We start from the raw sequence: 24,078 nt of genomic DNA on the forward strand, positions 1-24,078 counted from the left end.
TGATGTTTCACGTGAAACATCGCCTCAGGATCTCTGCACCCGCCCCCGGACGACCCGAGTCGGAACGTCCAGAAGGCCCTCCCCCACGACCTCGACGCGCAGATCGACGACCCGGTGAGTGCGAGCCTGCTTGGCGGCCTTCTCGATCTCCGCGTCTGCAGCGGCACCCTTGAGGAGGACGAGCTCACCGCCATCGCGCACGAGGGGTGCAGTGATCGGAAGAAGCGTGCGCAGCGCACTCACCGCGCGCGCGGTCACGGCATCGAGGACGGCGCCCCGGGTCCAGTCCTGCGACCGACCACGGAAGACCTCCACGTTCTCCAGCGCGAGTTCGTCCACCTGCTCCTGCAGCCACTGGGTGCGTCGCTCCATCGGCTCGATGAGCACCCACCGGACGTCGGGGCGTGCGATCGCCCCGACGATACCCGGGAGACCCGCACCGGAACCGACGTCACCGATGAGACCGACCGGAACGAGCGGCGCCATGACCGCGCTGTTCAGGATGTGGCGTGTCCACAGCCGTGGCAGCTCCAACGGACCGATCAGTCCGCGCAACTCACCTTCCTTGGCGAGATTGTGCGTGAAGGCGCGGGCGCGATCGATCCCGTCTCCGAAGATCGCGGACGCCGCATCCGGTTCCGGCTCGAGTTCTTCCATCAATGTTTCACGTGAAACACTCACGCGCGACGGAGCACAGTGTGGCGCTGAGAGCCCTCACCGTAGGACTCGGAGACGAGCCCGCGCTCGGCCGCGATGTCGTGGACGACCTTGCGCTCATAGCTCGACATCGCCGGGAGTGACGCCTGTGACGCGCCGTCTTCCAGACGTGAGGCGGCACGGTCGACCAAGGCCTCGAGCTCCCGGCGACGCGCGTCGCGCGACCCACTGACGTCGAGGATGAGGCGGGAAAACCGACCGGTACGGTTCTGCACGGCGAGACGGGTCAGGTCCTGCAGCGCACTGACCGTGTCAGGGTCGGAAAACACACGAAGCGAGTCGTCACCATCCGACTCGATCGACACGTACGCACGATCGTTGCGGACATCCAGCGCGAGATCGCCGCCGATGTCGGCGATGTCGAGGAGTCCCTCGAGGAAATCGGCGGCGACATCGCCTTCCTGCTCGAGCTGCTCGACGGTGTCGGTCGTGGTGGGGGAGAGTTCAGAGGTCATAACGGTCTCCTCAGCTGGAGGGTTCGGAGTCGGAGGCGCCACTCTTGGCGGCGGGCGGCTGCTTGCCGGACTGCTTCTTGGCGCGCTGCTTACCCACGGGCTGCTGGCGCTTCGGGGCAGCGGCGCGCTTGCGCTCGGCCTCCTCGAGCAGACGCTGCTGCTCGGCCTGGTACTTCTCGATCGGGACGACCTTGCCGCTGCTGTCGATGGCCTTGCCACGGCGGGCAAGACGCTCTTCGCGGGCCTTGGCGGCCTCGGACCCCGGGGTCGGCAGGTTCCGGATGACGAGGAACTGCTGCACCATCGTCCAGATGTTGCTGATGAACCAGTACACCACGACGCCGAGCGGGAAGAAGATGCCGGAGAAGACGAACGCCAGCGGCAGGATGTAGAGCATGATGCGCTGCATCTGGTACGCCTGGCCGGTCTTGGCCTCGGGGGAGAGGTTCTTCGAGATGATCTGCAGCTGCGTGAAGAACTGCGATGCGATCATCAGGACGACGAGGACGAGCAGGATGATGACAGTGACCGTGCCGTCCGGCCGACCCCAGGCGCCGACGAGGGTGTCGTGAAGAGACGCACCGAAGAGGTTGGCGTTGTAGAACTCGGACGTCAGGTTCGCATCGAGGAACCCGACACCACCGATCCCGGCCGCCGCGTGCTTCGCGACGTCGTTCAGCACGCTGTACAGAGAGAAGAAGATCGGCATCTGCACGAGAAGCGGCAGACATCCCGAGATCGGCGTGGTGCCGTGCTTTTTGTACAGCGCCATGGTCTCGCGGCTCATGGCCTCGCGTGAGAGCTGGTCGCGCTTGCCCCGGTACTTCTCCTGCACCTTGCGCAGCTCCGGAGCGATCTCCATCATCTTGCGCTGGCTCTTGATCTGCTTGACGAAGAGCGGGATGAGAGCCGCACGCACGACGATCACGAGGCCGACGATCGAGAGGACCCAGGCGAGACCCGAATCGCCGGGCAGACCGAGGAACGTCCAGATCGCGTGCCAGGCGACGAGCACCATCTCGACGACCCACTTGAGCGGCCACAGGATCGTCCCGATCAGGTCGAAGCCGCCCGATGATTGCGTCGCGGTCGCAAGTACCAGATCCACGGGGATCAGTCCTTTCTCAGTGGCACGACGAATCCGTGCCGGGTCAGTGCGTGGGAGAAGTGCGTGTGGCCAGGCGGATCATCGATCCCGCCCTCGGCCCAGGGGTGGCACCGAGCGATTCGAGCCGCGGTCAGCGCCGCGCCCTTCACCGCACCGTGCTGCTGAACCGCCCCCACCGCATAGGCGGAGCAGGACGGGTAGTACTTGCAGACATCGCCGTACGTATGCGAGATCGTCGCACGGTAACCATGGAGAAGACCGAGCATGATGTTCCGCGGCAGCAGCGGAATCGCGCGGAGCCAGCCGTGCTCAGGCATCGTCGCCTCGCCGACCGACGCCATCGGCAGCGTCGAGGTGCTCACGACGCCCTCCGCGCCAGGCATCGCTTCACTTCGGCGTCGAGCTCGGCGAACGAGGCATCCGCTCCGCCAGGCAGCACGCGCACGACAACGTCCGCGCCCCTGACCACAGTCGGGAGCGCGGACGCGCAGATTGCTTTGAGCCGCCGGCGGAGACGATTGCGAACGACCGCCGTGCCGACCTTCTTGCTCACGATGAATCCGAACCGAGCGGCGCGATCGTCACCGGATGCCACCACGTACGTCACGGTGTGGGGACCGGAACATCGCACGCCGCGACGGACGACAGCCTTGTACTCGGCGCCGTCGGTCAGTCGGTTCGGCCGCGAGAGCAACGGAAGGGTCAGGCCGAGAGCTCGGTGCGGCCCTTGGCGCGGCGTGCCGAAAGGATGGCGCGGCCGGCGCGGGTGCGCATGCGAGCGCGGAAGCCGTGCTTCTTGGCGCGACGGCGGTTGTTGGGCTGGAACGTACGCTTGCTCATGGGATCTCTCCGGGAAACGGTTGCCACCCGAAGGCGAAGCCTTCAGACGTGGTCGGGGACTGCCTCGAGGGCATAAGTCAACCGACTAAGACTAAGGCGCGAACCCCGAGAACTCAAACCGTGGAGGTCAACCCGCCATTATCCACAGCGCTGTCCCCGACCCCCCGAATCGACACACCCCCGGAACGACGCCGGAGTTTGCTCTCTGGAGCCTCGCTGACTAGCGTGGCTCGCGCAGTTATCCACAGGTGTCGCGCACCGGCGCGTTCTCGCCGGGCCAAGAAGGGGATCATGACCGCGCAAGACACTCCCGACGTCCCGGTGTGGTCGGCGGCCCTCGAGATCCTCGGCGCTGACGCCCGGGTCTCGCCGCAGATGCACGGGTTCCTCAACCTCGCGGTCGCTCAGGGCGTGATGTCGGGATTCCTGTACCTCGACGTTCCCAACGATCTCACGGCCGCCCAGCTCAACAAGCGGCTTCGTCCCATGATCCTGGAAGCGCTCGCGCAGGCGTCGACGAACGACGTCACCGGTTTCAGGGTCGTCGTCAATCCGGAGCTGATCGACGCGCACCTCACGGCAGAAGTGCCGGTGCAGACCATGGTGATCGAGCAGCCCGTCGCCGCACCCGCACCTGCCGCGGAAACCGCGGATCCCGCATCCGCGCGCGCCGACACACGTCTGAACCCGAAGTACACCTTCGATCGGTTCGTCATCGGCCAGTCAAACCGCTTCGCCCACGCGGCCGCGGTCGCCGTCGCCGAGGCACCCGCCAAGGCGTACAACCCGCTCTTCATCTACGGGGACTCGGGTCTGGGTAAGACACACCTGCTGCATGCCATCGGCGACTACGCCCTGAGCCTGTATCCCGGCATCCGCGTGCGTTATGTCTCCAGCGAAGAGTTCACGAACGACTTCATCAACTCGATCGCCAACAACCGGGGCTCCGCCTTCCAGGCGCGCTACCGCGACGTCGACATCCTCCTGATCGACGACATCCAGTTCCTTCAGGGACGCGCCGAGACCCAGGAAGCCTTCTTCCACACCTTCAACACGCTCCACGACCACGACAAGCAGGTCGTGATCACCAGCGACGTGCCGCCGAAGCACCTCACGGGTTTCGAGGATCGGATGCGGAGCCGCTTCGAGTGGGGTCTGATCACCGACGTCCAAGCGCCGGACCTCGAGACGCGCATCGCCATCCTTCGCAAGAAGGCGCAGAACGAGCGTCTCCAGATCCCGCCGGAAGTCATGGAGTACATCGCCACCGTCGTCTCCAGCAACATCCGCGAACTCGAAGGCGCCCTCATCCGCGTCTCCGCCTTCGCCAGCCTGAACCGATCGACGCTCGACATGTCGCTGGCGCAGCAGGTGCTGCGGGACATCGTCGACCAGGACGACACCAACGTCATCTCACCGACCGACATCATCACGGCCACGGCGCAGTACTTCAAGCTCTCGGTCGACGACCTCTACGGGTCGAGCCGTTCGCAGGCGATCGCGACCGCACGTCAGATCGCGATGTATCTGTGCCGCGAACGCACCAACCTCTCGCTCCCGAAGATCGGTCAGCTGTTCGGCAACCGCGACCACACGACGGTGATGTACGCGTACAAGAAGATCAGCGACCTCATGAAGGAGCGCCGGTCCATCTACAACCAGGTGTCCGAGATCACCACCCAGCTCGGCAGAGCAGGTCGCTGAGCTCCCGCGAACCCCACGGCACAGGCCGTGGGGTTCGTCGTTTCCTGTCCGCGAAGACTCTCATTTGACAATCGCCGCGCGCGGCCTCATCCTGCGCTTTCACACATGTGGACAAGTTGTGGATAACTGTGCGAAACGCCGACGGGTCATGTGAACGACACGGCGATCGCGTGTGGAGAACGTCCGGACCCCACGAATGACACGGTCCGCGTTCGACAGCTCCATCCGCAGCGCGTCCACATCTCACACGTGTGTAGTTCCCATGCGCCGAGAGTCATCCACCGACTTATCCACAGTTTGCACAGTTGTTAACAAGATGACTCTCACTTCACTCTTCATGGACGTGCGATCACCTCTGGGGGCGGGAAGCGTGTTCTTCGTCTGGGCCATTCGCAGCACTAGCATGGGTAAGCCCAGCCCGCCGGAGAGGGAGCACTGTGAAGTTCCAGGTCAATCGCGACGTTTTCAGCGAAGCCGTATCGTTCGTCGTCAAGCTCCTGCCCCAGCGCAACCCGCAGCCGATCCTGGCGGGCGTGCTCATCGAAGCCGGTTCCGAGGGACTCTCCCTGTCGGCCTTCGACTACGAGGCATCCGCCCGCACCACGATCGAGGCCTCCGTGGAAGCGCCGGGCACGATCCTCGTCCACGGTCGTCTGCTCTCCGACATCGCCAGCCGCCTGCCCAACGCCCCCATTCAGATCGAGGTGGACGACGACGGCATCCTGCTCACCTGCGGGTCGGCGCGATTCACGCTGGCCTCGATGCCGGTGCAGGAATACCCGGCCATCCCGGAGGTGACGGGCGAGTCCGGTCTCGTTCCTGCCGAGGAGTTCGCGACCGCGATCGCGCAGGTCGCCTTCGCCGCGTCCCGTGACGATGTGACCCCCGTGCTCACCGGTGTCCAGCTCGAAGTGAGCGGAACACAGCTCAGTCTCGTGGCGACGGACCGCTACCGCGTCGCGCTGCGAGAGATCCCCTGGGACGGTCCCGCGACCACCGACGGCGAGACCACCACGGCTCTCGTGCCGGCGCGCACGCTGCAGGAGGTCGGCAAGACCTTCTCGCACGGCGAGAACATCTCGATCGCGTTCTCCGGTTCGGGCGACCGCGAGATCATCGCCTTCACCTCCGGCAACAAGACGGTGACCTCGTTGCTCATCAAGGGCAACTTCCCTCCTGTGCGTCGCCTCTTCCCCGAGCAGACCGCACATCACGCCGTCGTGAACACCGCGGAGCTCGCCGAGGCGGTGCGACGTGTCGCGCTCGTGCTCGACCGCTCCGCGCCGCTGCGTTTCACGTTCACCGCAGAGGGTGTCGCGATGGAGGCATCGGGAACCGAGCAGGCGCGCGCGTCCGAGTCCGTCGACGCGACGCTGACAGGCGACGATGTGACCCTCGGGCTCAACCCGCAGTACCTGCTCGAGTCGCTTTCGGCCGTGCGCAGCGAGTTCTCCCGCATCACCTTCACCTCCAGCGACAACGCGAACAAGCTCAGCCCGATCCTGGTGACGCCGCAGACGTCGGTCGAGCGCGCCGGCGAGGGCGAGTTCAAGTACCTGCTGCAGCCGAACCTGTTGCTGCGCTGATCGCGTCGCACCGTCGCCGTAGGGTTGTCCGGTGATCGTGGAACGCCTGAGTCTCGTCGACTTCCGTAACTACGAACACGCCGATCTCGAGTTCACGCGTGGCGCGAACCTGCTCGTCGGTCGCAACGGCCAGGGCAAGACCAACCTCGCCGAGGCCGTGACGTATCTCGCGACCCTCGGCTCGCACCGCGTGTCGGCCGACGCGCCCCTGGTGCGTTCGGGAGCGGATGCAGCGTTCGTCCGCGCCCGACTCGGCCACGGCGAACGCCACATCCAGCTCGAGATCCAGATCAACAAGCAGGGATCGAACAAGGCACGTGTCGGTGGCGCTCCGGTGCGCTCCGCGGAACTGCCGCGCTACGCGCAGGTCGTGCTGTTCGCTCCCGAGGATCTGCAGATCGTGCGGGGAGACCCCTCCGCTCGGCGGCGGTTCGCCGACCAGTTGCTCGTTCAGCTGTCCCCCCGCCTCGCCGGGGTCATCGCGGACTACGACCGCGTGCTCAAGCAGCGCACCGCACTGCTGAAATCCGCCCGCGCCCGAGGTTTGCGCGGCGACGCGCTCCCGACCCTGGACGTCTGGGACGACAAGCTCATCGCCCTCGGTACCGAGATCATCGAGGCACGCGCTCGGCTCGCCGCCGACCTGCATCCGCACCTCGTCGCCGCTTACGCCGCGATCGCCGGCGCGGATCACTCCCCCGAGCTGGAGTGGGCCAACTCCATCGCCGGCTTCGATCCGGAGGAAGGCGACGATCAGCGCGTCGCCTCCGGCGCGGTGACCGCCGAGGCCTTCCGTGCCGCGCTCGCGGCGAAGCGCTCCGCGGAGTTCGACCGCGGTGTGACGCTGGTCGGTCCGCACCGTGACGACCTCATGCTCCGCATCCGCTCGCTCCCCGTGAAGGGATACGCCTCGCACGGCGAGTCCTGGTCCGTGGCGCTGGCGCTGCGTCTCGCCTCCGCACAGCTGCTGCGCGCGGACTCGCTGCTGGGAGATCCCATCGTGATCCTCGATGACGTCTTCGCCGAGCTCGATGCCGACAGACGGATGCGGCTCGCATCCCTCGTCGCGGACTTCGAGCAGGTCGTGGTGACCGCCGCGGTCGAGGCGGATGTTCCCGAAGAACTCCGCGGACGCACGGTGCGCGTCGAGGCCGGCCGCATCCTCGAGGTCAGTGACGATGAGTGACGAGGACGAGGTCCCCGAGACCCTCGCCACCTACCTGCGGCTGCGCGGACTCGAGCCGACGACGCGTCGCGGTGCGAAGAAGCGCACACGTCGCGGGAACGGAGACGAGGACGCGCCGTTCACACCCGGTCGCGACCCGCACGGGGTCGGCGACGTGCTCGCACACTGGACCAAACAGGCCGGATGGGACCCGCTTCTCGCACGCGCGGACCTCGTGCGGCAGTGGGAGCTCGTCGCCGGCGAGGAGACCGCCAGGCACACCCGCCCTGTGGGACTGGATGCGGGAGTGCTCACCGTGCAGTGCGACTCGACCGCCTGGGCGAAACAGCTGCGCCTCATGCGCACGCACATCGTGACGACCATCGCGCAGCGGTTCCCGGATGCGGGTGTCCAGAACGTCCGCTTCGTCGGCCCGGACGTCCCCTCCTGGAAATGGGGTCCCAGAGCCGTTCCAGGGCGCGGTCCCCGGGATACCTACGGATGAGACACGTACGGACGTATCCCGCGTCCGTTTACGACGCCACACGGGCGTACACGCCCCGTGAGGAGCCTCCGCTTGATAGACTGGGACGGTCCGTCTACTAGAACCGGAGCGCTCGAAACCTATGACGTCCCCCACCCCCTCCAGCGTTCCCAACGACGGACAGAGCACCCCCGAACCGGTCCGGAACGACTACGGGGCAGACGCGATCCAGGTTCTCGAGGGACTCGAGGCCGTCCGCAAGCGCCCCGGCATGTACATCGGCTCCACCGGACCGCGCGGACTCCACCACCTCGTGTACGAGATCGTCGACAACTCCGTCGATGAAGCTCTTGCCGGATACTGCGACCGCATCGAGGTCACGATCCTCCCCGACGGCGGCGTGCGTGTCGTCGACAACGGTCGAGGCATCCCCGTCGACATCCACAAGACAGAGGGCAAGTCCACGGTCGAGGTCGTGCTGACCGTCCTCCACGCCGGCGGAAAGTTCGGCGGCGGCGGCTACGCGGTCTCCGGCGGTCTGCACGGCGTCGGCTCGTCCGTCGTGAACGCGCTGTCGACGAGGCTCGAGGTCGCCGTCAAGCGCCAGGGCTACGAGTGGAACCAGTCGTACGCCAACGGTGGCGTGCCGCAGGCTCCGCTCGCCCAGGGCGCGGCGACCGAGTCCACCGGAACGACCATCACCTTCTGGCCGGATCCCGCGATCTTCGAGACGGTCGACTTCGACTACGACACGCTGCGCACCCGCTTCCAGCAGATGGCGTTCCTGAACAAGGGCCTCACCATCACCGTGCGCGACGAGCGAGCCGACCACACGGTCGACGAGGAGATCGACGGCAAGGTCACCACCGTCCAGCCGCACGACGAGTTCCTCTACGAGCGCGGCCTCGTCGACTACGTCGAGTACCTCAATCGCGTACGCAAGGCGGATGCGGTCAACGACGAGATCATCGACTTCGAGTCCGAGGACACCGAGCGCCACATCGCGCTCGAGCTCGCGATGCAGTGGACGACCTCCTATACGGAGAACGTCTTCACCTACGCGAACACGATCAACACGCACGAGGGTGGAACCCACGAGGAGGGCTTCCGCGCGGCGCTCACGACCCTCGTGAACAAGTACGCCCGCGCGCAGAACCTGCTCAAGGAGAAGGACGACAACCTCTCCGGCGACGACGTGCGCGAGGGGCTCACGGCTGTCATCTCCGTCAAGCTGTCTGAGCCGCAGTTCGAGGGTCAGACCAAGACGAAGCTGGGCAACACCGAGGCGAAGGCGTTCGTGCAGAAGGTCGTCGGCGATCAGCTCGGCGACTGGTTCGACCGCAACCCGCAGCAGGCGAAGAACATCGTCCGCAAGGCCATCGACGCCGCGACCGCTCGGATGGCGGCCCGCAAGGCCCGCGAGACCGCCCGACGCAAGAGCGTGTTCGAGTCGGCCTCCATGCCCGACAAGCTCAAGGACTGCACGAGCAAGGACCCGTCCATCAGCGAGATCTTCCTCGTCGAGGGTGACTCGGCCGGCGGTTCCGCCGTGCAGGGTCGCGACCCGCACACGCAGGCGATCCTGGCGCTGCGCGGCAAGATCCTCAACGTCGAGCGTGCTCGGCTCGACCGCGCCCTCGGCAACAACGAGGTGCAGGCCATGATCCAGGCGTTCGGCACGGGCATCGGCGAGGACTTCTCGATCGAGAAGGCGCGCTATCACAAGATCGTGCTCATGGCCGATGCCGATGTGGACGGTCAGCACATCACGACGCTGCTGCTCACCCTGCTGTTCCGTTACATGCGCGGGCTTATCGAGGCCGGCTACGTGTACCTGGCGCAGCCGCCGCTCTACCGTCTGAAGTGGTCCAACTCACCGCACGAGTACGTCTACAGCGACGTCGAGCGCGATGCGCTGCTCGCTGAGGGCCTGGCGGCAGGACGCCGCATCCCCAAGGAGAACGGCATCCAGCGCTACAAGGGTCTCGGCGAGATGAACGCCAAGGAGCTGTGGGAGACCACCATGGATACGACCACCCGTACCCTCCTGCAGGTGACGATCGACGACGCCGCCGCGGCCGACGAGATCTTCTCCACGCTCATGGGCGAGGACGTCGAATCCCGCCGCCACTTCATCCAGCGCAACGCCAAGGACGTCCGGTTCCTCGACATCTGATGGCACGGGATGCGGCGCGAGCCGCATCGATCAGATGACACGACACCGACGCAGAGAAGAAGAGACGAATGACTGACGAAGAGCGTCCGACGACGGAGCCCGCCGAGCACGACCACGGTCGCATCGACCAGGTCGACCTGCAGTCCGAGATGCAGCGCAGCTACCTCGACTATGCGATGAGCGTGATCGTCGGCCGCGCGCTGCCCCGCGTGGAGGACGGCCTCAAGCCCGTGCACCGCCGCGTGATCTACGGCATGTACGACGGCGGCTTCCGCCCCGACAAGTCGTTCTCGAAGTGCGCCCGCGTCGTCGGCGAGGTCATGGGTCAGTACCACCCGCACGGCGACTCCCCCATCTACGAGGCGCTCGTGCGTCTCGTCCAGCCGTGGTCGCTGCGCTACCCGCTGGCCCTCGGCCAGGGAAACTTCGGCTCCCCCGGCAACCAGGGAGCCGCAGCCCCCCGGTACACCGAGACCAAGATGGCCCCGCTCGCGCTCGAGATGGTGCGAGACATCGAGGAAGACACCGTCGACTTCGTCGACAACTACGACGGGCAGACGCAGGAGCCGGTCGTGCTGCCGGCGCGCTTCCCGAACCTGCTCGTCAACGGATCCGTCGGCATCGCGGTCGGCATGGCGACCAACATCCCGCCGCACAACCTGCGCGAGGTCGCCGATGGTGTGCTGTGGGCGCTGGATCACCCGGAGGCGACGCAGGAGGAACTGCTCGAGGCTCTCATCCAGCGCATCAAGGGTCCCGACTTCCCGACCTCCGCGCAGATCCTCGGCACGCGCGGCATCATCGAGGCGTACCGCACCGGTCGCGGCTCCATCACGATGCGCGCCGTCGTCAACATCGAGGAGATCCAGGGCCGCACGTGCCTGGTGATCACCGAGCTGCCGTACCAGGTCAACCCCGACAACGTCGCCGTCAAGATCCGCGACCTCGCCCGCGACGGCAAGATCACCGGCATCGCCGACATCCGTGATGAGTCGAGCGACCGCACCGGTCAGCGACTGGTGGTCGTCCTCAAGCGGGATGCGGTCGCCAAGGTCGTCCTCAACAACCTGTACAAGCACACGCAGCTGCAGGACAACTTCGGCGCCAACATGCTGGCGATCGTCGACGGCGTGCCGCGCACGCTTTCGCTCGACGGGTTCGTCTCGTACTGGATCACGCACCAGATCGACGTGATCGTGCGCCGCACGGCCTTCCGCCTGCGCAAGGCAGAAGAGCGCATGCACATCCTGCGCGGCTACCTGAAGGCGCTGGACGCGCTGGACGAGGTCATCGCCCTCATCCGTGCGTCCGCGACGGTCGACGACGCGCGCGGCGGACTGAAGAAGCTGCTGGACATCGACGACATCCAGGCGGATGCCATCCTCCAGATGCAGCTGCGCCGCCTGGCTGCGCTCGAGCGGCAGAAGATCATCGACGAGGCCGAGGAGCTGCAGGCGCAGATCGCGGACTACCAGGACATCCTGGCCACGCCCGCGCGCCAGCGCACCATCGTGCGCGAGGAGCTGACGGAGATCGTCGCGAAGTACGGCGACGAGCGACGCACGCAGATCCTCTACGGGTTCGACGGCGACATGTCGGTGGAAGATCTCATCCCGGAAGAGGAGATGGTGATCACCATCACCCGTGCCGGCTACATCAAGCGCACGCGCAGCGACAACTACCGCTCGCAGCACCGTGGCGGCAAGGGCGTCAAGGGTGCTCAGCTGCGCGCCGACGACGTGGTCGAGCATTTCTTCGTCACCACGACGCACCACTGGCTGCTGTTCTTCACGAACCAGGGCCGCGTCTACCGCGCGAAGGCCTACGAGGTCCCCGAGGCCGGCCGGGATGCGAAGGGTCAGCACGTCGCCAACCTTCTCGCGCTGCAGCCGGATGAGGAGATCGCACAGATCCTCGACATCCGGGACTACGCCGTCGCGACGTACCTCGTGCTCGCCACCCGTGGCGGACTCGTCAAGAAGACGCGACTCACGGAGTACGACACGAACCGACAGGGCGGCGTCATCGCCATCCGTCTGCGCGAGGAGGACGAGCTCGTCAGCGCGCTGCTGGTCGATGAGAGCGATGACATCCTGCTCGTGAGCCGACACGGGATGTCGCTGCGGTTCACGGCGACGGATGCGTCGCTGCGACCCATGGGCCGGTCCACGGAGGGCGTCAAGGGGATGTCGTTCCGCGGCACCGACAGCCTGCTGTCGGCATCCGTCGCCTGCGTCGACGGCGACGTGTTCGTGGTCACCGAGGGCGGGTACGCGAAGCGCACGGATGTGGATCAGTACCGCGTCCAGAGCCGCGGCGGACTGGGCATCAAGGTGGCCAAACTGCACGAGGATCGGGGCGATCTGGCGGGCGCTCTGATCGTCGGAGACGACGACGAGGTCCTTGTGGTTCTTGCCAGTGGCAAGGTGGTACGCTCTGCCGTGGCCGAGGTCCCTGCGAAGGGTCGCGACACCATGGGCGTCGTTTTCGCCCGACCGGATGATGACGACCGGATCATCGCGATCGCCCGCAACAGCGAGCGGCGTCTTGCGGATGCGGCGGATGCCGATGCATCCCAGGAGACCGAGCCGGCCGCCACCGTTTCCGAGGAGAGTACTGACGCATGAGCACGGTAGCCGACAAGCTCGCCAAGAAGTCGAGCAGCAAGACGAGCGCCAAGCAGGTTCGTCTCCGCCTCGTCTACGTCGACTTCTGGTCGGCCGTGAAGCTGTCGTTCCTGGCGGCCGTCGCCCTGGCGATCGTCACGGTCGTGTCGTTCCTGCTGGTCTACCTGGTCGTGCAGACGACTGGTCTGATCGGTCAGGCCGACGAGTTCTTCAAGTCGTTCTCGGACGGTTCGCTCTCGCTCAGCCAGTTCGTCGGGCTCCCGCAGGTCATGGCCTTCGCGGCCGTGGTTGCGATCCTGAACCTCATCGTCGTGACGGTGCTCGGTGCCGTCGTCGCAGGCATCTACAACCTCGCGGTCAAGGTCACCGGCGGTCTGCTGGTGGGCTTCACCTCCAACTGACCGCGATTGGTCAAACCGGTCCGCATCCGGTAAAGTCTTGGAGGTTGGCGCCGCGAGGCGCCGAACGGGGCTATAGCTCAGGCGGTTAGAGCGCTTCACTGATAATGAAGAGGTCCCAGGTTCAAGTCCTGGTAGCCCCACCACCCTTCTCACGGGGCCTTAGCTCAGTTGGTAGAGCGCCTGCTTTGCAAGCAGGATGTCAGGAGTTCGAATCTCCTAGGCTCCACAGTTTGTCTTTCCTCCGGATCCTCGGATCGCGATCGGATCCCGATCGTTCCTCGGTTCGCGGCTCGTCCGACGACGCAGTAGCGTCGAGCGTATGCCCGACGCACCCCCTCCCGTCCGCGCGGAACGCCTGACGTGGCCGGACGCGGCACGCGGGCTACCTCTGGGCGCTCGTCGTGCTCTTCATCGCCGTCTGGCCCACCCGGCGGGTCCCGGCGTGGATCGTCGTCTCGGTGGGTGCGGTCATCAGCATCGCCGCTCCCTTCGTCCTCGACCAGCCGTCGTCGGCTCCGTGCTTCTCGGACCGACCGGTCCCTATGGACTCGCCGATCCGCTCACCTCGACGGTGGGTGTCGCGGCGATGGTCGCCATCATCAGCACCGTCGCCTACCAGCGGTGGATCGTGGTCTTCCGTCGGATCGGGATGCGGTGGCTGTTCAGCATGCCCGCGCGCTGGTTCCACGCGCCTGTGCGCAGCTGAACGTGACGCCGATCGCACGCGAGAGCCCCGCGCCTCACGTGCGGGGCTCTCGCGTCATCCTTCAGTCGCGTTCAGCGCTCGCGAGCTCATCCTCGCCCGCATCCGCCTCGATGACGATCTCGCGAACCACCTGACGGACGCCGAGACCGCTGCGCTGCCCACCGTCGCGGCTCGCGGCGCCCATCATGCCGCCGGGCGTCATCATGCGGGAGCCGGCTGCCGCGGCATGGGAGCTGCCGACGCTCGCCGCCGTCGCGGCGGATGCTGCGGCACCCGTGCCCATGATCGACGACGGGCTGCCCGTGCCGCCTCCGGCGCCGGCGACGGCCGCGCCGCCGGTTCCGTACGCCCCGCCTGATCCGATGCCGCCGCCGTCGACGGAACCGTGGACCGCACCGGCGGAGACGGTTTCCGAGGCCCGCAGACCCGAGCGTCGACCCGTCAGCCGTCAGAGTGCCTTCCGCCCCGACGCCCGTGGAGACGACCGCGGTCGGCGTGAAGTGCCAGTCGTCGGCCTTCTGACCGGCGCTGACGAGATTCGCCTGCGCGGTGTTGCCGAGTCGAGTGGCGCCGGAGGCATCGACGACGTCGCCCGCGGTGATCGTTGCGGACGTGGCCCCGCCACCGAGGATGGTCGAGCTCAGCCGCTCGGTGCTCTTGAACAGTGAGCCGAGCTGCTGCACGAAGCCCACGAGGGACTTCACCGAGCGCACGACCTGCGTGAGGGGGCGCACCACCTTGTTGACCAGCTGGTTGACCTTGGTGACGACGCGGGCGATCGCGTAGCCGATGCCGAGGCCGAAGGATGCGGCGACGACCGCCATGGCTTCGATCGCCGTGGCGACGACCTGCGAGATGGCGTTCTTCACGACGCCCTGCATCTTGGCGACGAGCGATGAGGCGTTGCGCAGACCACCGGCCGCGGCATCCGCCCAGTCGCCGGATGCGGCGATGTGCTGGGCGGTGTCCTGCGCGAAGCGCACGTAGGTGCGCACCGTGTCGCCGCTGAGGCCGTCGAGATCCGACAGCCGGGTCACGAGCGTGTTGCCGGTCTCGCGCAGCGCGCTGCCGGCGTTCGTCCACTGCTGCGCGACGGCGGCGACGTTGGCCTCACTGCCGGCCAGCTGGTCGAGCCAGGTGCTCAGCGGCTTGAGATACTTCATCACCCAGCCGAGGCCGATGCTCGCGAGCGTTCCGATGGGATCCGCGAGAGCGGCCGCGGCGTTGCCCAGTGTGTCGAGGAAGGCGAGTCCTCCCTCGAGCCAATCGCCGTTGCGCACGGCCTGCGAGAGGGCGTGGCCGGAATCGAGGAGCTTGCTGCCGGAGTACGGCGAGGCGAAGGAGGAGCCGGATGCGGCGAGGGCGGCGGGAGTGGTCATGACAGGCCCAGCGCATTCTCGAGGTCGCGGAGGGTGGTGACCGTGTCGTCCTCGAACTGCTCCCACTGCGCGGCGGTGCTGCGCAGCTCCCCCGCGGTGCGAAGGAGTAGCGACTGATCGGCGCCGAAGAGGCCGGTGGCCGCCGCGGACATCGCCATCGAGGGGGGAACGAGGAAGGCGCACAGGATGCCGAACGCGTTGGAGGCCAGATCGCCTCCCTTCAGCATCGAGATGGCGCCGGTGACGTCATCGGCGAGCGAGGTGACCAGCGCGGCATGTTGCCGGAGCCGATCGAAATCAAGCGTGATGTTCTCGGTCATTCGAGGCTCTTTCGGACGTATCAGGGGGTGTCGGTGGAGCGGAGCTGTTCGGTGACGGGGTCGTCGTCTCCGAGGAGTTCGGCGACGGCGTCGATCGTGGCTGCGTGAGCGTTCTTCTCCGCGGACACGATGGTGGCGAGGATGTCGGAGGCGAGTCGTTGCGCGCCTCGGGCGAGGGCCGTCTCGCCCAGGCGGAGGGTCTGGACGCGGCCCGTCGAGTCGACCTGCACGTACACGTCGCGCGCGGTGGACCAGGCGGAGCCCCGGATCGCGGAAACCGTGGCTTCGAAGGCGGGCATCTTCGCGGCGCGCTCAGCGCTCTGACGGACGTCGCGCTCGATCTGCGCAAGAGATTCATCGGGGTCCAGAGGCACGCGGTCACGCTAGCGAAGCGTGGTGAACGGCAGCGCGAGTTATCCACACCCCGGTAAAGTCACGTCATGGATATGCGTGTCGCCGCCTACGCGATCATCACCGACGACGCCGGACGCATTCTGCTGGCTCACTGGAACGAGGGCCGGCGGAGTGCCTGGGCGCTGCCGGGCGGGGGTCTCGAGGACGGGGAGGACCCCGAACGGGCCGTGCGGCGCGAGGTGCGCGAAGAGACCGGCTACCGTGTCGCCGTCGACGAGCTGCTCGGCATCGATTCGCGGGTCATCCCCGCCGCGAAGCGCCTCTCCGAGACTGCGTCCGCGTTGCATACCCTGCGCATCGTGTACCGCGCACACATCACGGGCGGACGCCTGCGCAACGAGGTGGGCGGGTCCACCGATCGCGCGGAGTGGTTCACGCCGGAGGAGGCCGACGCTCTCCGCCGCGTGCGGCTCGTCGACATCGGACGTCGGATGGCCGGAGGGGACGCGGCGCCGACGCAGCCGTGACCTTCGGCACGTATGATCGCCGGACGTGCAGTGAGGATGATCAGTGGTGCGATGGCGTGTTCTGTCCGCGGCGGCCGTGATGGTCGCAGCTCTCGGAATCGGCGGGTGCGCGGCGAGCGAGCCGCAGCCGTCCGCCTCGAACGGTGAGACCGCGGTCCCGACTGCTCCGCCCAACACCCTCGCCGCGGAGGATGTCCAGACCGTCGTCGATCGCTGTGCGACAGCGCTGGCGACCGACACCGCGTCCCTCAGCGCCGAACTCTCGGCGGCGAGCCAGCCGGCGGCCGAGGCCGCGCTCTTCTTCGCGACGTCGAACCAGTGCATGGATATCCCCGCGGCTCTGCCGCGGACGGACGTCGCATCCTTCGCCTCACCTCTGAGTTTCATCGAGCAGCCCTGCGAGGGTCGCACAGTGGTCTCCTTCTGGGCCCACTACGACGATGACCTGATCTTCGGCAACCCGGTGATCGACGATGAGCTGGGCAGCGGCGCCTGCGTTCGCACCTTCTTCTTCACGTACTCGGATGCGGGGGAAGGGGAATCCACGTACGCGAGCGAACGCGAGAAGGGCATCCGAGCCGCGTACGACGCGATGCTGGGGCGCAGCGGGGCGTGGGTCGACCGGTCGGTGACGCTGGTCAGCGGCATGACGGTCACGATGACAAAGCCGAGCGACGATGACCGCGTCTCGCTCCTCTTCCTGCGTCTTCCGGATGGCGGGCTCAGCGGTACGACGTTCATCTACACCGGGCAGCAGACGCTCGAGAAGCTCCTGAGCGGAGAGCTCCCTTCGTTGCGCACGATCGACGCGGGGAGATCGGTGTCGGTCTCAACGTTGGAGAAGTCGGTCTCCGAGATCCTCACGGGCTACGCGCCGGAACGTGTACTCACGCACCTGCCCAAGGCGGCGGCCGAGTCGGCCGGCGACCACCCCGATCACTCCTCGGTCGGCACGCTCGTCTCGAGCGCCGTGGATGCCGGAGCCGCGGGCAACGCGCAGGTCGAGTACGCAGTCGGCTATCCGTCGGCCGAGAGACCCGCGAACATCGCCGGGACGGAACTGGACCGCAAGGCGGCGCTGTTCGCCGTGTATGCGGCACACGATCCCGTGATCGGTTGCTCGTCGGCCCAGACATGCCTCGCGCGGGCGCACTTCGGCGACTGGCTGCAGCGCGAGTATCTGATCACGCAGGCGGATCTGCGCCGATGAGGGACGCTGCGGCCGCTCAGAGAGGCTGGGAGATATCCGCCACGGTCGCGTCGAGCGCCTGAAGCAGGTCGTCGGCATCCACGAAGAGACTGAACCCGTGGGCGCCGGCGCCGAGCGCGATGCGGCGTCCACGGATCGATTCGTCGGCGAACACCGGCCAGGCGGTCGTGCTGCCGAGGGGCACGATGGTGCCGCGCTCGTAACCGGTTGCGGCCAGAGCGACATCGGCATCCGGCAGCTTCAGCTTGTTGACGCCCACGAGCTGGCGCAGTTTGGGCCAGGCGATGGCCCGGTCGCCCGGAATCAGGGCGAAGAGGAAAGTGTCGTCACTGCGTTTGACGACGAGCGTCTTGACGATGTCGACAGGCGAGATCCCCAGCAGGTCTGCCGCCTCGGGGAGGCTTCGTGCTTCGGGGCGCTCGCGTACCTCCACCGAAAGACCGAGGGCGGATGCGGCTTCCCGCACCCGCCTCGTCGGATCCTCGTTCACGCGTCGGGCGCGCTCAGCGGGTCGTCCGCGACCCACAACTCGTCGTCGGCCCGCAGCGTCTGCCAGGCGGCGTAGAGCACACCAGCCGCCGCGGCGACACCGAAGATGAGCGCGATCACGCCTCCGGCACCGATACCCCGCTTCTTCGGGGACTCGACGGCGAGGCGCTTGGCCAGCTTCTTCGAGGCCTGGGCGCCGTACTTGGCGGCCTTCTTCTTGTACGTGGCGGGGTCGAGGTCGATGCCGCGTCCGGCAGCGATGCGCGCGCGGGTGTCGCCCGCCGCATCCCACACCGAAAGGGCGCCGCCCACGAGCGCACCGGCGGCCGGAACGACCTTGTCGCTCAGCACGTGCTTCGAGATGTTGACACCGCGGTCCACGTACGGTGCCGCGTAGCGGTCGTACCCTTCGCGCACCGCGGGCACCAGGTGCTCGCGGTTGTAGTTGCCGAGCTGGCGGCCGGCTTCGCGGGCGATGTCCGCCGCTTCGCCGACGAGCACCTGCTGCGATTCCCACACCTTGTTGGCGTGGCCCTGGAGCTTCCGGAGCTCCTTCTTACGCTTGCGGCTGAGGCTCATGCGAGATCCCCCTAATCCGTGGGTAGTCGTGAGCCCATCTTGCCAGAGTGATCCGCTGTGCGCGGCAGGGCTTGCAGCGAACTCTGAGACAATGACAACATGCCTCAGCACACCGCCGTCGCCACCATTCACACCAACCACGGCGACATCGTCGTCAACCTGTTCGGGGACCACGCGCCCCGCACCGTGCAGAACTTCGTCGGCCTGGCCGACGGCACCGGGGAGTGGACCGACCCGTCCACCGGTCAGCCCGGTTCCGGCCCCCTCTACAACGGGGTCATCTTCCACCGCATCATCCCCGGTTTCATGATCCAGGGCGGCGACCCGCTCGGTCAGGGCGTGGGCGGTCCCGGCTACACGTTCAACGACGAGATCAACCCGGAGCTCACCTTCCAGAAGCCTTACCTGCTGGCCATGGCCAACGCCGGTCAGCGCCGCAACGCCATCACGGGCGCCGTCGAGGGCACGAACGGGTCGCAGTTCTTCATCACGACCGATCCCACTCCGTGGCTCCAGGGCAAGCACTCGATCTTCGGCGAGGTCGCGGACGACGCATCGCGCCAGGTCGTCGACGCGATCGCTCAGGTTCCCACCGGCGCCGGCGACCGCCCGGTCGAGCCCGTCGTGATCGAGTCGATCGACATCGCGCAGGTCTGACCACCCGCATCCCGTGACGAGCGAGAGCTTCGCGAGTAACCGCGAGAACTTCTGCTACCGGCATCCCGACCGTCAGAGCTTCGTGCTCTGTCAACGGTGCCTGCGAACCATCTGCCCCGAGTGTCAGACGCAGGCACCGGTCGGGGTGATCTGTCCGGAGTGCATGGCCGAGCAGCGGCGTGCCGCCACGCCCGCGCAGAAGAAGGCGCAGCGACGATGGGGCCGGTCGGCCCCCGTGGCGCTCGCCGGGGGCGGCGGTCGGCCGATCGTGACGTACACGATCATCGCCCTGTGCGCCGCCGTCTTCGTCCTCTCGTTCGGACTCCCGCTCACCCAGTGGCTCGGCTTCAGCGCCTTCTATCTCTACCCCCAGTTCACGGGCGAGTTCCAGCCGTGGCGGCTGCTCACAGCGAGCCTCGTGCACTCCGGCTTCTGGCACGTCGGTCTGAACATGCTGACGCTGTGGATGATCGGACGCATCCTCGAGCCCGTGCTCGGCAGTGCCCGATTCCTCACGCTGTATCTGATCAGCGCGCTCGGCGGTTCCGTCCTCGTCGACCTCATCGCTCGCGACTCGTTCGTGGTGGGCGCATCGGGGGCGATCTTCGGGCTCTTCGGCGCCCTCATGGTCATCGCGCGCCGACTGGGCAACGACATCACCGGCATCATCATCGTGCTGGCGATCAACCTGGTTATCGGGTTCGTGCCCGGCTTCAACATCTCGTGGCAGGCGCACGTCGGTGGACTGGTCGCCGGCGCCGTCGTCGGGCTGATCTACGTCATGACGCGCGAGCGTCGACGGCGCGCACTGCAGATCGCGCTGTTGATCGGATGGTCGGCCATCCTCATCGCACTGCTGGCCCTGGCGCCCGCGATCTGGTGATGAGCGGGAGAGTTATCCACAGATCCATCCACACGTGGGGATGAATCACACGGATGTAATTCTTCGGCGCTGAGCCGTCAGCGCCACCGAGTGGTCATGAGGAAGCCGACGAAGGCGATCCCGAACCCGATGACGAGGTTCCAGGCCTCGATGCCCGGAATGGGGAACTGCATCCCGCTGAGGTAGAAGACCAGAACCCACACGAGTCCCACGAGCATGAGACCGATCATGATGGGCTTGAACCACACGGGGTTGGGAGCGGGCTCACCGGCGCCAGCGGGGGTGAGGTCCTCGTCGTTGTCGGAGCGTGCCATGTGCACATTCTAGGGGGCAGGCTTTTGCGTCACCTGCGACGGTTAGACTCCCCTTGTGACCGACACCCCGCCCGCCGCCACGCGGCGTTCACGCCGGAGCGCCGCCACGCCTCCGCGCCGGCGGATCAGTGTGCTCGGGATCATCGGAGAGACCTTCATCACCGTCGGTGTGCTGGCCTTCCTCTACGTCGGATGGCAGCTGTGGATCGGCGACTGGATCCAGGGACAGCAGAACAACGCTGCGGGTCAGGCGATCGCCGAGCAATGGGCGCAGAACTACGATTCGTCGTCCGCACCGTCTCCATCGGCCAGCGAATCGAGTGCCCCCGAGGTGAGCACGGCCGAGCCGATCGTCCCCCCGAACGCCGCCAGCGGTGAAGTCTTCGGCATCATGCATATCCCGCGCTTCGGACCCGACTACGCCGTCCAGATCGCGGGCGGGACCGGCCGCTCGGAGAGCCTTGATCTCGGCGCGATCGGCCACTACTCCAGCACGCAGATGCCGGGTGCCGTCGGCAACTTCGCCGTCGCCGCCCACCGCGGCAGCCACGGCGCTCCGTTCATGAATCTGCCTGACCTGCATGTCGGCGACGCCGTCGTGATCCAGACGCAGGACGGCTGGTACACCTACCGCTACCGCAGCATGGAGTACGTGACCCCTGATTCCGTCGACGTGCTGCTGCCCGTGCCGCGGGGACAGGGCATCGAGGCGAACGGACGATATCTGACGATGACGACCTGCAGCCCGCGCTACGGGTTCTCGGAGCGTCTCGTGGCGTACGCCGTCTTCGAGTCCTTCACTCCCGGAGCAGAGGGCGCGCCGGCATCCCTGAGCGAGGCGGTGACCTGATGTACGCGGCGTTCTGGCGCATCCTTCCCGGCCCCTGGTGGCTGCGACTGCTCATCGTCCTGGTGATCGCGGCGGCCGTCCTCTATGGGCTCTTCTGGTACGTCTTCCCGTGGATCTCGTCGATCGTCGACCCGCAGGAGTCGACTGTCCAGTGACGACAGCACGCGTGCTGGTCGTCGACAACCACGACAGTTTCGTTCACACGCTCGTGGGGTACCTCCGCGAGCTGGGGGCCGACACGGTCATGCGCGAAGCGGACGAGATCGACGCGGACGCGGCGACGGCCGCTCTCACGGGCTTCGACGGTGTCCTCGTCTCACCCGGACCCGGCACACCCGAGCGCGCCGGATCCTCGCTCGCGGTGGTCGCGGCCGCCGCCGCAACCGGAACGCCGCTGCTGGGCGTCTGTCTCGGACACCAGGCGCTGGCTGTGGCGTTCGGAGCCCGCGTCGCGCAGGCACCCGAGCTCATGCACGGGATGACGTCGCCGATCGTCCACGACGGGACAGGCATCCTCCGAGGTCTGCCTTCTCCCTTCTCAGCCGCTCGATACCACTCCCTCGCCGTGACCGCCGAGACGATCCCGGACGTGCTTCGCGTCACCGCCCGTACCCCGGAGGGCACGGTGATGGCGCTCGAGCACCGGGATCTGCCGCTCAGCGGGGTGCAGTTCCATCCGGAGAGCGTCCTGACCGAGCACGGCTACCGGATGCTCGCCACCTGGCTGGCCGGGATCGGCGCGGAGGATGCGCCGGCGCGCGCGCGGACGCTCACGCCCCATCGCGGGGCGAGCGCTCAGCCTGCGCAGTAGGTGAGCGTGATCTCCGAGCGGATCGGGACTTCCCCCGGCGCGAGCGACATCACGCGGACGGTCGGGGTCGTGCCCGTCGCCTTGCATCCGGGATCGGCGCTCGGCACGACGGTCAGGCCCAGCGCCTCGAGGTCCCGTGTCGCGGCCTCGATCGTGTAACCCGTCACGTCGTTGAGGACGACGCGACCGCTCGCGACGCGCAGGTTGACGGTCGTTCCGACCGGGATCTCCGCCCCCGCAGCCACGTCGCCGGACGCGGTGCTCGCGCTGAGCACTTCGCCGGCGGGCGCCTTCGCGTCGTTCACCGGCGTGATCGTCCCGACGGCGAGGCCCGCTGCGGTGAGCGCTTGGCGGGCGTCGGTCTCGTTGAGACCCACGATCGTCGGAGCGGCGACGCTCTCCTTGCCTGTCGAGACGTAGAGCTTGATGGTCTGACCGACCTGCACGGAGTCGCCCGCCGCGGGTTCGCTGCGCACGACGCTGCCCTCGGCGATCCGATCGTCGGCCACCGGAACACGATCCGACAGGAGGTCCTGCTCCTCGAGGACGTCGACGGCCTGGTCGTACGTCATCGTCGTGAGATCGGGCACGATGCGCGCACTGTCGGGCACCGCATCGCCGGGACGAATGGTCACCACCCAGAACAGCACCGACACCAGGAGCACCGCGAGCACGGCGACGCCGGACCAGATCCAGGCGACCGGGGGACCTGCTTGGGTCCGGCGCATCGTGGTGTCGGTCGACAGCTGCCGCAGCGACCGCGCGGTCTCTGCCGCCTGGCGGGGATTCGCCCCGTACAGCTCGCTCGTAAGCGCGCCGAGCTGTCGCTTGCTGGGTGCCTTGCCGCCCACGGCCTCTGAAAGCGCGGCGCGGAACGAGGCCGCATCCTGGAATCGCTGGAAGGGATCCTTCGCGAGGGCGCGCATGACGAGAGCGTCGAGACCGCGGGGGATGCTCTCGGTGTGCTCGCTGGGGGGAACCGGCGTCTCGCTGACGTGCTGGTAGGCGACCGCGACAGGGGTCTCGCCCCGGAAGGGAGGCCGCCCGGTCAGCAGTTCATACAGGACGACACCCGTCGAGTACAGGTCCGCGCGCGCATCCACCGGCTCGCCCTTGGCCTGCTCGGGGGAGAAGTAGGCGGCCGTGCCGATGATGGCGGTCGTCTCGGCGACCGTCGACGAGGAGTCGGAGACCGCCCGCGCGATGCCGAAGTCCATCACCTTCACCTGGCCCGCGGCCGTGACCATGACGTTGCCCGGCTTGATGTCGCGGTGCACGACGCCCGCGCGATGCGAGTACTCGAGGGCCTCGAGGATGCCGTCGACGTAGCGCACGGCATCGGTGACGGGCACGTCGCCTGAGGCGATGATGTCCTTGAGGAGCTCCCCGTTGACGAGTTCCATGACGATGAACGGAACGGGGTGGACGACGCCGTCGGGAGTCGTCTCGGTGTCCTCGCCGGCGTCGAAGACCCGGACGATGGTCGGGTGCGACATCCGGGAGGCGGCCTGCGCCTCCAGGCGGAAGCGGGTACGGAAGGCGGCGTCGTCAGCGAGCTCGCGGCGCAGGATCTTGAGCGCGACCTCGCGATCGAGGGTCAGGTCGTAGCCTCGGTACACACTCGCCATGCCCCCGCGACCGATGAGTTCATCGATGCGATAGCGACCGGCGAGCACGCGTGGATCATCTGACACGGCGACTCCCTGGGTGCAACAGATGAAAGCCTAACCGACCCG

Annotated in this window: 28 protein-coding genes and 2 tRNA genes; 17 read left to right on the forward strand and 13 right to left on the reverse strand. The window is 67.2% G+C overall.

Features of this window, described 5'->3' with window-relative positions; all coding sequences use genetic code 11:
• Positions 1–24 precede the first annotated feature (24 nt).
• The 6 genes from rsmG to rpmH form a co-directional block, all read right to left on the reverse strand.
• Complete coding sequence (rsmG, locus tag QE377_RS07610; RefSeq protein ID WP_307321379.1) at positions 25–657, reverse strand: 16S rRNA (guanine(527)-N(7))-methyltransferase RsmG; 633 nt, start codon at positions 655–657, stop codon at positions 25–27.
• Between the two features lie 20 nt (positions 658–677).
• Complete coding sequence (locus tag QE377_RS07615; protein ID WP_307321383.1) at positions 678–1,172, reverse strand: R3H domain-containing nucleic acid-binding protein; 495 nt, start codon at positions 1,170–1,172, stop codon at positions 678–680.
• Between the two features lie 10 nt (positions 1,173–1,182).
• Positions 1,183–2,280, reverse strand: coding sequence for a membrane protein insertase YidC (yidC, locus tag QE377_RS07620; protein WP_307321385.1), 1,098 nt, complete (start codon positions 2,278–2,280; stop codon positions 1,183–1,185).
• 5 nt (positions 2,281–2,285) lie between these two features.
• A complete protein-coding gene (gene yidD / locus QE377_RS07625; protein WP_373459522.1) occupies positions 2,286–2,663 on the reverse strand; it encodes a membrane protein insertion efficiency factor YidD in 378 nt (125 codons plus the stop codon).
• Positions 2,639–2,911, reverse strand: coding sequence for a ribonuclease P protein component (gene rnpA, locus QE377_RS07630; RefSeq protein ID WP_307325904.1), 273 nt, complete (start codon positions 2,909–2,911; stop codon positions 2,639–2,641). Before rnpA ends, yidD begins: the two co-directional genes overlap by 25 nt.
• Before the next feature lie 71 nt (positions 2,912–2,982).
• The gene (gene rpmH, locus QE377_RS07635; protein WP_022879826.1) at positions 2,983–3,120 is read right to left on the reverse strand and encodes a 50S ribosomal protein L34; all 138 of its coding nucleotides are present in this window, start codon (positions 3,118–3,120) and stop codon (positions 2,983–2,985) included.
• Between the two features lie 291 nt (positions 3,121–3,411).
• Between rpmH and dnaA the strand changes: the two genes are divergently transcribed.
• From dnaA to QE377_RS07685, 10 genes are all read left to right on the forward strand, one after another.
• On the forward strand, positions 3,412–4,824 hold the full coding sequence (gene dnaA, locus QE377_RS07640; RefSeq protein WP_307321388.1) for a chromosomal replication initiator protein DnaA: 1,413 nt from the start codon (positions 3,412–3,414) through the stop codon (positions 4,822–4,824).
• Positions 4,825–5,261: 437 nt separating this feature from the next.
• Positions 5,262–6,410: a DNA polymerase III subunit beta gene (dnaN, locus tag QE377_RS07645; RefSeq protein ID WP_307321391.1), complete on the forward strand. Its 1,149-nt coding sequence runs from the start codon at positions 5,262–5,264 to the stop codon at positions 6,408–6,410.
• Between the two features lie 31 nt (positions 6,411–6,441).
• Entirely contained in the window at positions 6,442–7,596 is a 1,155-nt protein-coding gene (gene recF / locus QE377_RS07650) for a DNA replication/repair protein RecF (protein ID WP_307321394.1), read from the forward strand.
• Complete coding sequence (locus QE377_RS07655) at positions 7,589–8,080, forward strand: DUF721 domain-containing protein (protein WP_307321397.1); 492 nt, start codon at positions 7,589–7,591, stop codon at positions 8,078–8,080. The genes recF and QE377_RS07655 overlap by 8 nt, the downstream gene beginning before the upstream one ends.
• 121 nt (positions 8,081–8,201) lie before the next feature.
• Positions 8,202–10,235 carry a DNA topoisomerase (ATP-hydrolyzing) subunit B gene (gyrB, locus tag QE377_RS07660; protein WP_307321401.1) on the forward strand — a complete coding sequence of 678 codons (2,034 nt, stop codon included), beginning with the start codon at positions 8,202–8,204 and terminating at the stop codon, positions 10,233–10,235.
• A 68-nt stretch (positions 10,236–10,303) separates the two neighbouring features.
• The gene (gene gyrA / locus QE377_RS07665; protein ID WP_307321403.1) at positions 10,304–12,862 is read left to right on the forward strand and encodes a DNA gyrase subunit A; all 2,559 of its coding nucleotides are present in this window, start codon (positions 10,304–10,306) and stop codon (positions 12,860–12,862) included.
• Positions 12,859–13,263, forward strand: a complete 405-nt coding sequence (locus QE377_RS07670) for a DUF3566 domain-containing protein (protein ID WP_307321406.1) — start codon at positions 12,859–12,861, stop codon at positions 13,261–13,263. Before gyrA ends, QE377_RS07670 begins: the two co-directional genes overlap by 4 nt.
• Before the next feature lie 66 nt (positions 13,264–13,329).
• Positions 13,330–13,406: transfer RNA gene (locus QE377_RS07675), tRNA-Ile, on the forward strand.
• A gap of 10 nt (positions 13,407–13,416) precedes the next feature.
• Positions 13,417–13,489, forward strand: a tRNA-Ala gene (locus QE377_RS07680).
• 291 nt (positions 13,490–13,780) lie between these two features.
• Positions 13,781–13,969 (forward strand): hypothetical protein, encoded by a 189-nt coding sequence (locus QE377_RS07685; protein WP_307321409.1) that lies wholly within the window; start codon positions 13,781–13,783, stop codon positions 13,967–13,969.
• Positions 13,970–14,055: 86 nt separating this feature from the next.
• Here QE377_RS07685 and QE377_RS07690 read toward each other — a convergent pair whose 3' ends face one another.
• Genes QE377_RS07690 through QE377_RS07700 form a run of 3 tightly spaced genes read right to left on the reverse strand, consistent with a single transcriptional unit; the run spans position 14,056 to position 16,042 of the window.
• The gene (locus QE377_RS07690) at positions 14,056–15,348 is read right to left on the reverse strand and encodes a hypothetical protein (protein WP_307321412.1); all 1,293 of its coding nucleotides are present in this window, start codon (positions 15,346–15,348) and stop codon (positions 14,056–14,058) included.
• The gene (locus tag QE377_RS07695) at positions 15,345–15,668 is read right to left on the reverse strand and encodes a type VII secretion target (RefSeq protein WP_307321414.1); all 324 of its coding nucleotides are present in this window, start codon (positions 15,666–15,668) and stop codon (positions 15,345–15,347) included. The genes QE377_RS07690 and QE377_RS07695 overlap by 4 nt, the downstream gene beginning before the upstream one ends.
• Positions 15,669–15,688: 20 nt before the next feature.
• A complete protein-coding gene (locus QE377_RS07700) occupies positions 15,689–16,042 on the reverse strand; it encodes a hypothetical protein (RefSeq protein WP_307321418.1) in 354 nt (117 codons plus the stop codon).
• Between the two features lie 66 nt (positions 16,043–16,108).
• On the opposite strand from QE377_RS07700, the gene QE377_RS07705 reads away from it, so the two are divergent.
• Positions 16,109–16,549 carry an NUDIX hydrolase gene (locus QE377_RS07705; protein WP_307321423.1) on the forward strand — a complete coding sequence of 147 codons (441 nt, stop codon included), beginning with the start codon at positions 16,109–16,111 and terminating at the stop codon, positions 16,547–16,549.
• Between the two features lie 43 nt (positions 16,550–16,592).
• The gene (locus QE377_RS07710; protein ID WP_307321427.1) at positions 16,593–17,759 is read left to right on the forward strand and encodes a PIG-L family deacetylase; all 1,167 of its coding nucleotides are present in this window, start codon (positions 16,593–16,595) and stop codon (positions 17,757–17,759) included.
• Positions 17,760–17,775: 16 nt separating this feature from the next.
• Here QE377_RS07710 and QE377_RS07715 read toward each other — a convergent pair whose 3' ends face one another.
• Together QE377_RS07715 and QE377_RS07720 are read right to left on the reverse strand one after the other, a co-directional pair.
• On the reverse strand, positions 17,776–18,249 hold the full coding sequence (locus tag QE377_RS07715; RefSeq protein WP_307321430.1) for an aminoacyl-tRNA deacylase: 474 nt from the start codon (positions 18,247–18,249) through the stop codon (positions 17,776–17,778).
• The gene (locus QE377_RS07720; RefSeq protein ID WP_307321433.1) at positions 18,246–18,827 is read right to left on the reverse strand and encodes a DNA helicase; all 582 of its coding nucleotides are present in this window, start codon (positions 18,825–18,827) and stop codon (positions 18,246–18,248) included. Before QE377_RS07720 ends, QE377_RS07715 begins: the two co-directional genes overlap by 4 nt.
• 99 nt (positions 18,828–18,926) lie before the next feature.
• Here QE377_RS07720 and QE377_RS07725 point away from each other — a divergent pair, with 99 nt between their 5' ends.
• The gene (locus tag QE377_RS07725; RefSeq protein WP_137418493.1) at positions 18,927–19,484 is read left to right on the forward strand and encodes a peptidylprolyl isomerase; all 558 of its coding nucleotides are present in this window, start codon (positions 18,927–18,929) and stop codon (positions 19,482–19,484) included.
• Positions 19,485–19,497: 13 nt separating this feature from the next.
• Complete coding sequence (locus QE377_RS07730; RefSeq protein WP_307321439.1) at positions 19,498–20,367, forward strand: rhomboid family intramembrane serine protease; 870 nt, start codon at positions 19,498–19,500, stop codon at positions 20,365–20,367.
• Positions 20,368–20,444: 77 nt separating this feature from the next.
• On the opposite strand, the gene QE377_RS07735 is transcribed toward QE377_RS07730, so the two are convergent.
• Positions 20,445–20,681 carry a cell division protein CrgA gene (locus QE377_RS07735; RefSeq protein WP_137418491.1) on the reverse strand — a complete coding sequence of 79 codons (237 nt, stop codon included), beginning with the start codon at positions 20,679–20,681 and terminating at the stop codon, positions 20,445–20,447.
• A 55-nt stretch (positions 20,682–20,736) separates the two neighbouring features.
• Here QE377_RS07735 and QE377_RS07740 point away from each other — a divergent pair, with 55 nt between their 5' ends.
• From QE377_RS07740 to QE377_RS07750, 3 genes are read left to right on the forward strand one after another with little or no spacing between them, the layout of a single operon-like run.
• A complete protein-coding gene (locus tag QE377_RS07740; RefSeq protein ID WP_307321444.1) occupies positions 20,737–21,531 on the forward strand; it encodes a class E sortase in 795 nt (264 codons plus the stop codon).
• Positions 21,531–21,686 (forward strand): hypothetical protein, encoded by a 156-nt coding sequence (locus tag QE377_RS07745; RefSeq protein WP_307321447.1) that lies wholly within the window; start codon positions 21,531–21,533, stop codon positions 21,684–21,686. Before QE377_RS07740 ends, QE377_RS07745 begins: the two co-directional genes overlap by 1 nt.
• Complete coding sequence (locus tag QE377_RS07750; RefSeq protein ID WP_307321450.1) at positions 21,683–22,342, forward strand: aminodeoxychorismate/anthranilate synthase component II; 660 nt, start codon at positions 21,683–21,685, stop codon at positions 22,340–22,342. Before QE377_RS07745 ends, QE377_RS07750 begins: the two co-directional genes overlap by 4 nt.
• On the opposite strand, the gene pknB is transcribed toward QE377_RS07750, so the two are convergent.
• The gene (pknB, locus tag QE377_RS07755; RefSeq protein ID WP_307321453.1) at positions 22,327–24,036 is read right to left on the reverse strand and encodes a Stk1 family PASTA domain-containing Ser/Thr kinase; all 1,710 of its coding nucleotides are present in this window, start codon (positions 24,034–24,036) and stop codon (positions 22,327–22,329) included. The two genes, QE377_RS07750 and pknB, sit on opposite strands and share 16 nt — an antisense overlap.
• Positions 24,037–24,078: the final 42 nt, after the last annotated feature.

It is taken from the genome of Microbacterium sp. SORGH_AS_0862 (genome assembly GCF_030818795.1).
Classification (GTDB): domain Bacteria; phylum Actinomycetota; class Actinomycetes; order Actinomycetales; family Microbacteriaceae; genus Microbacterium.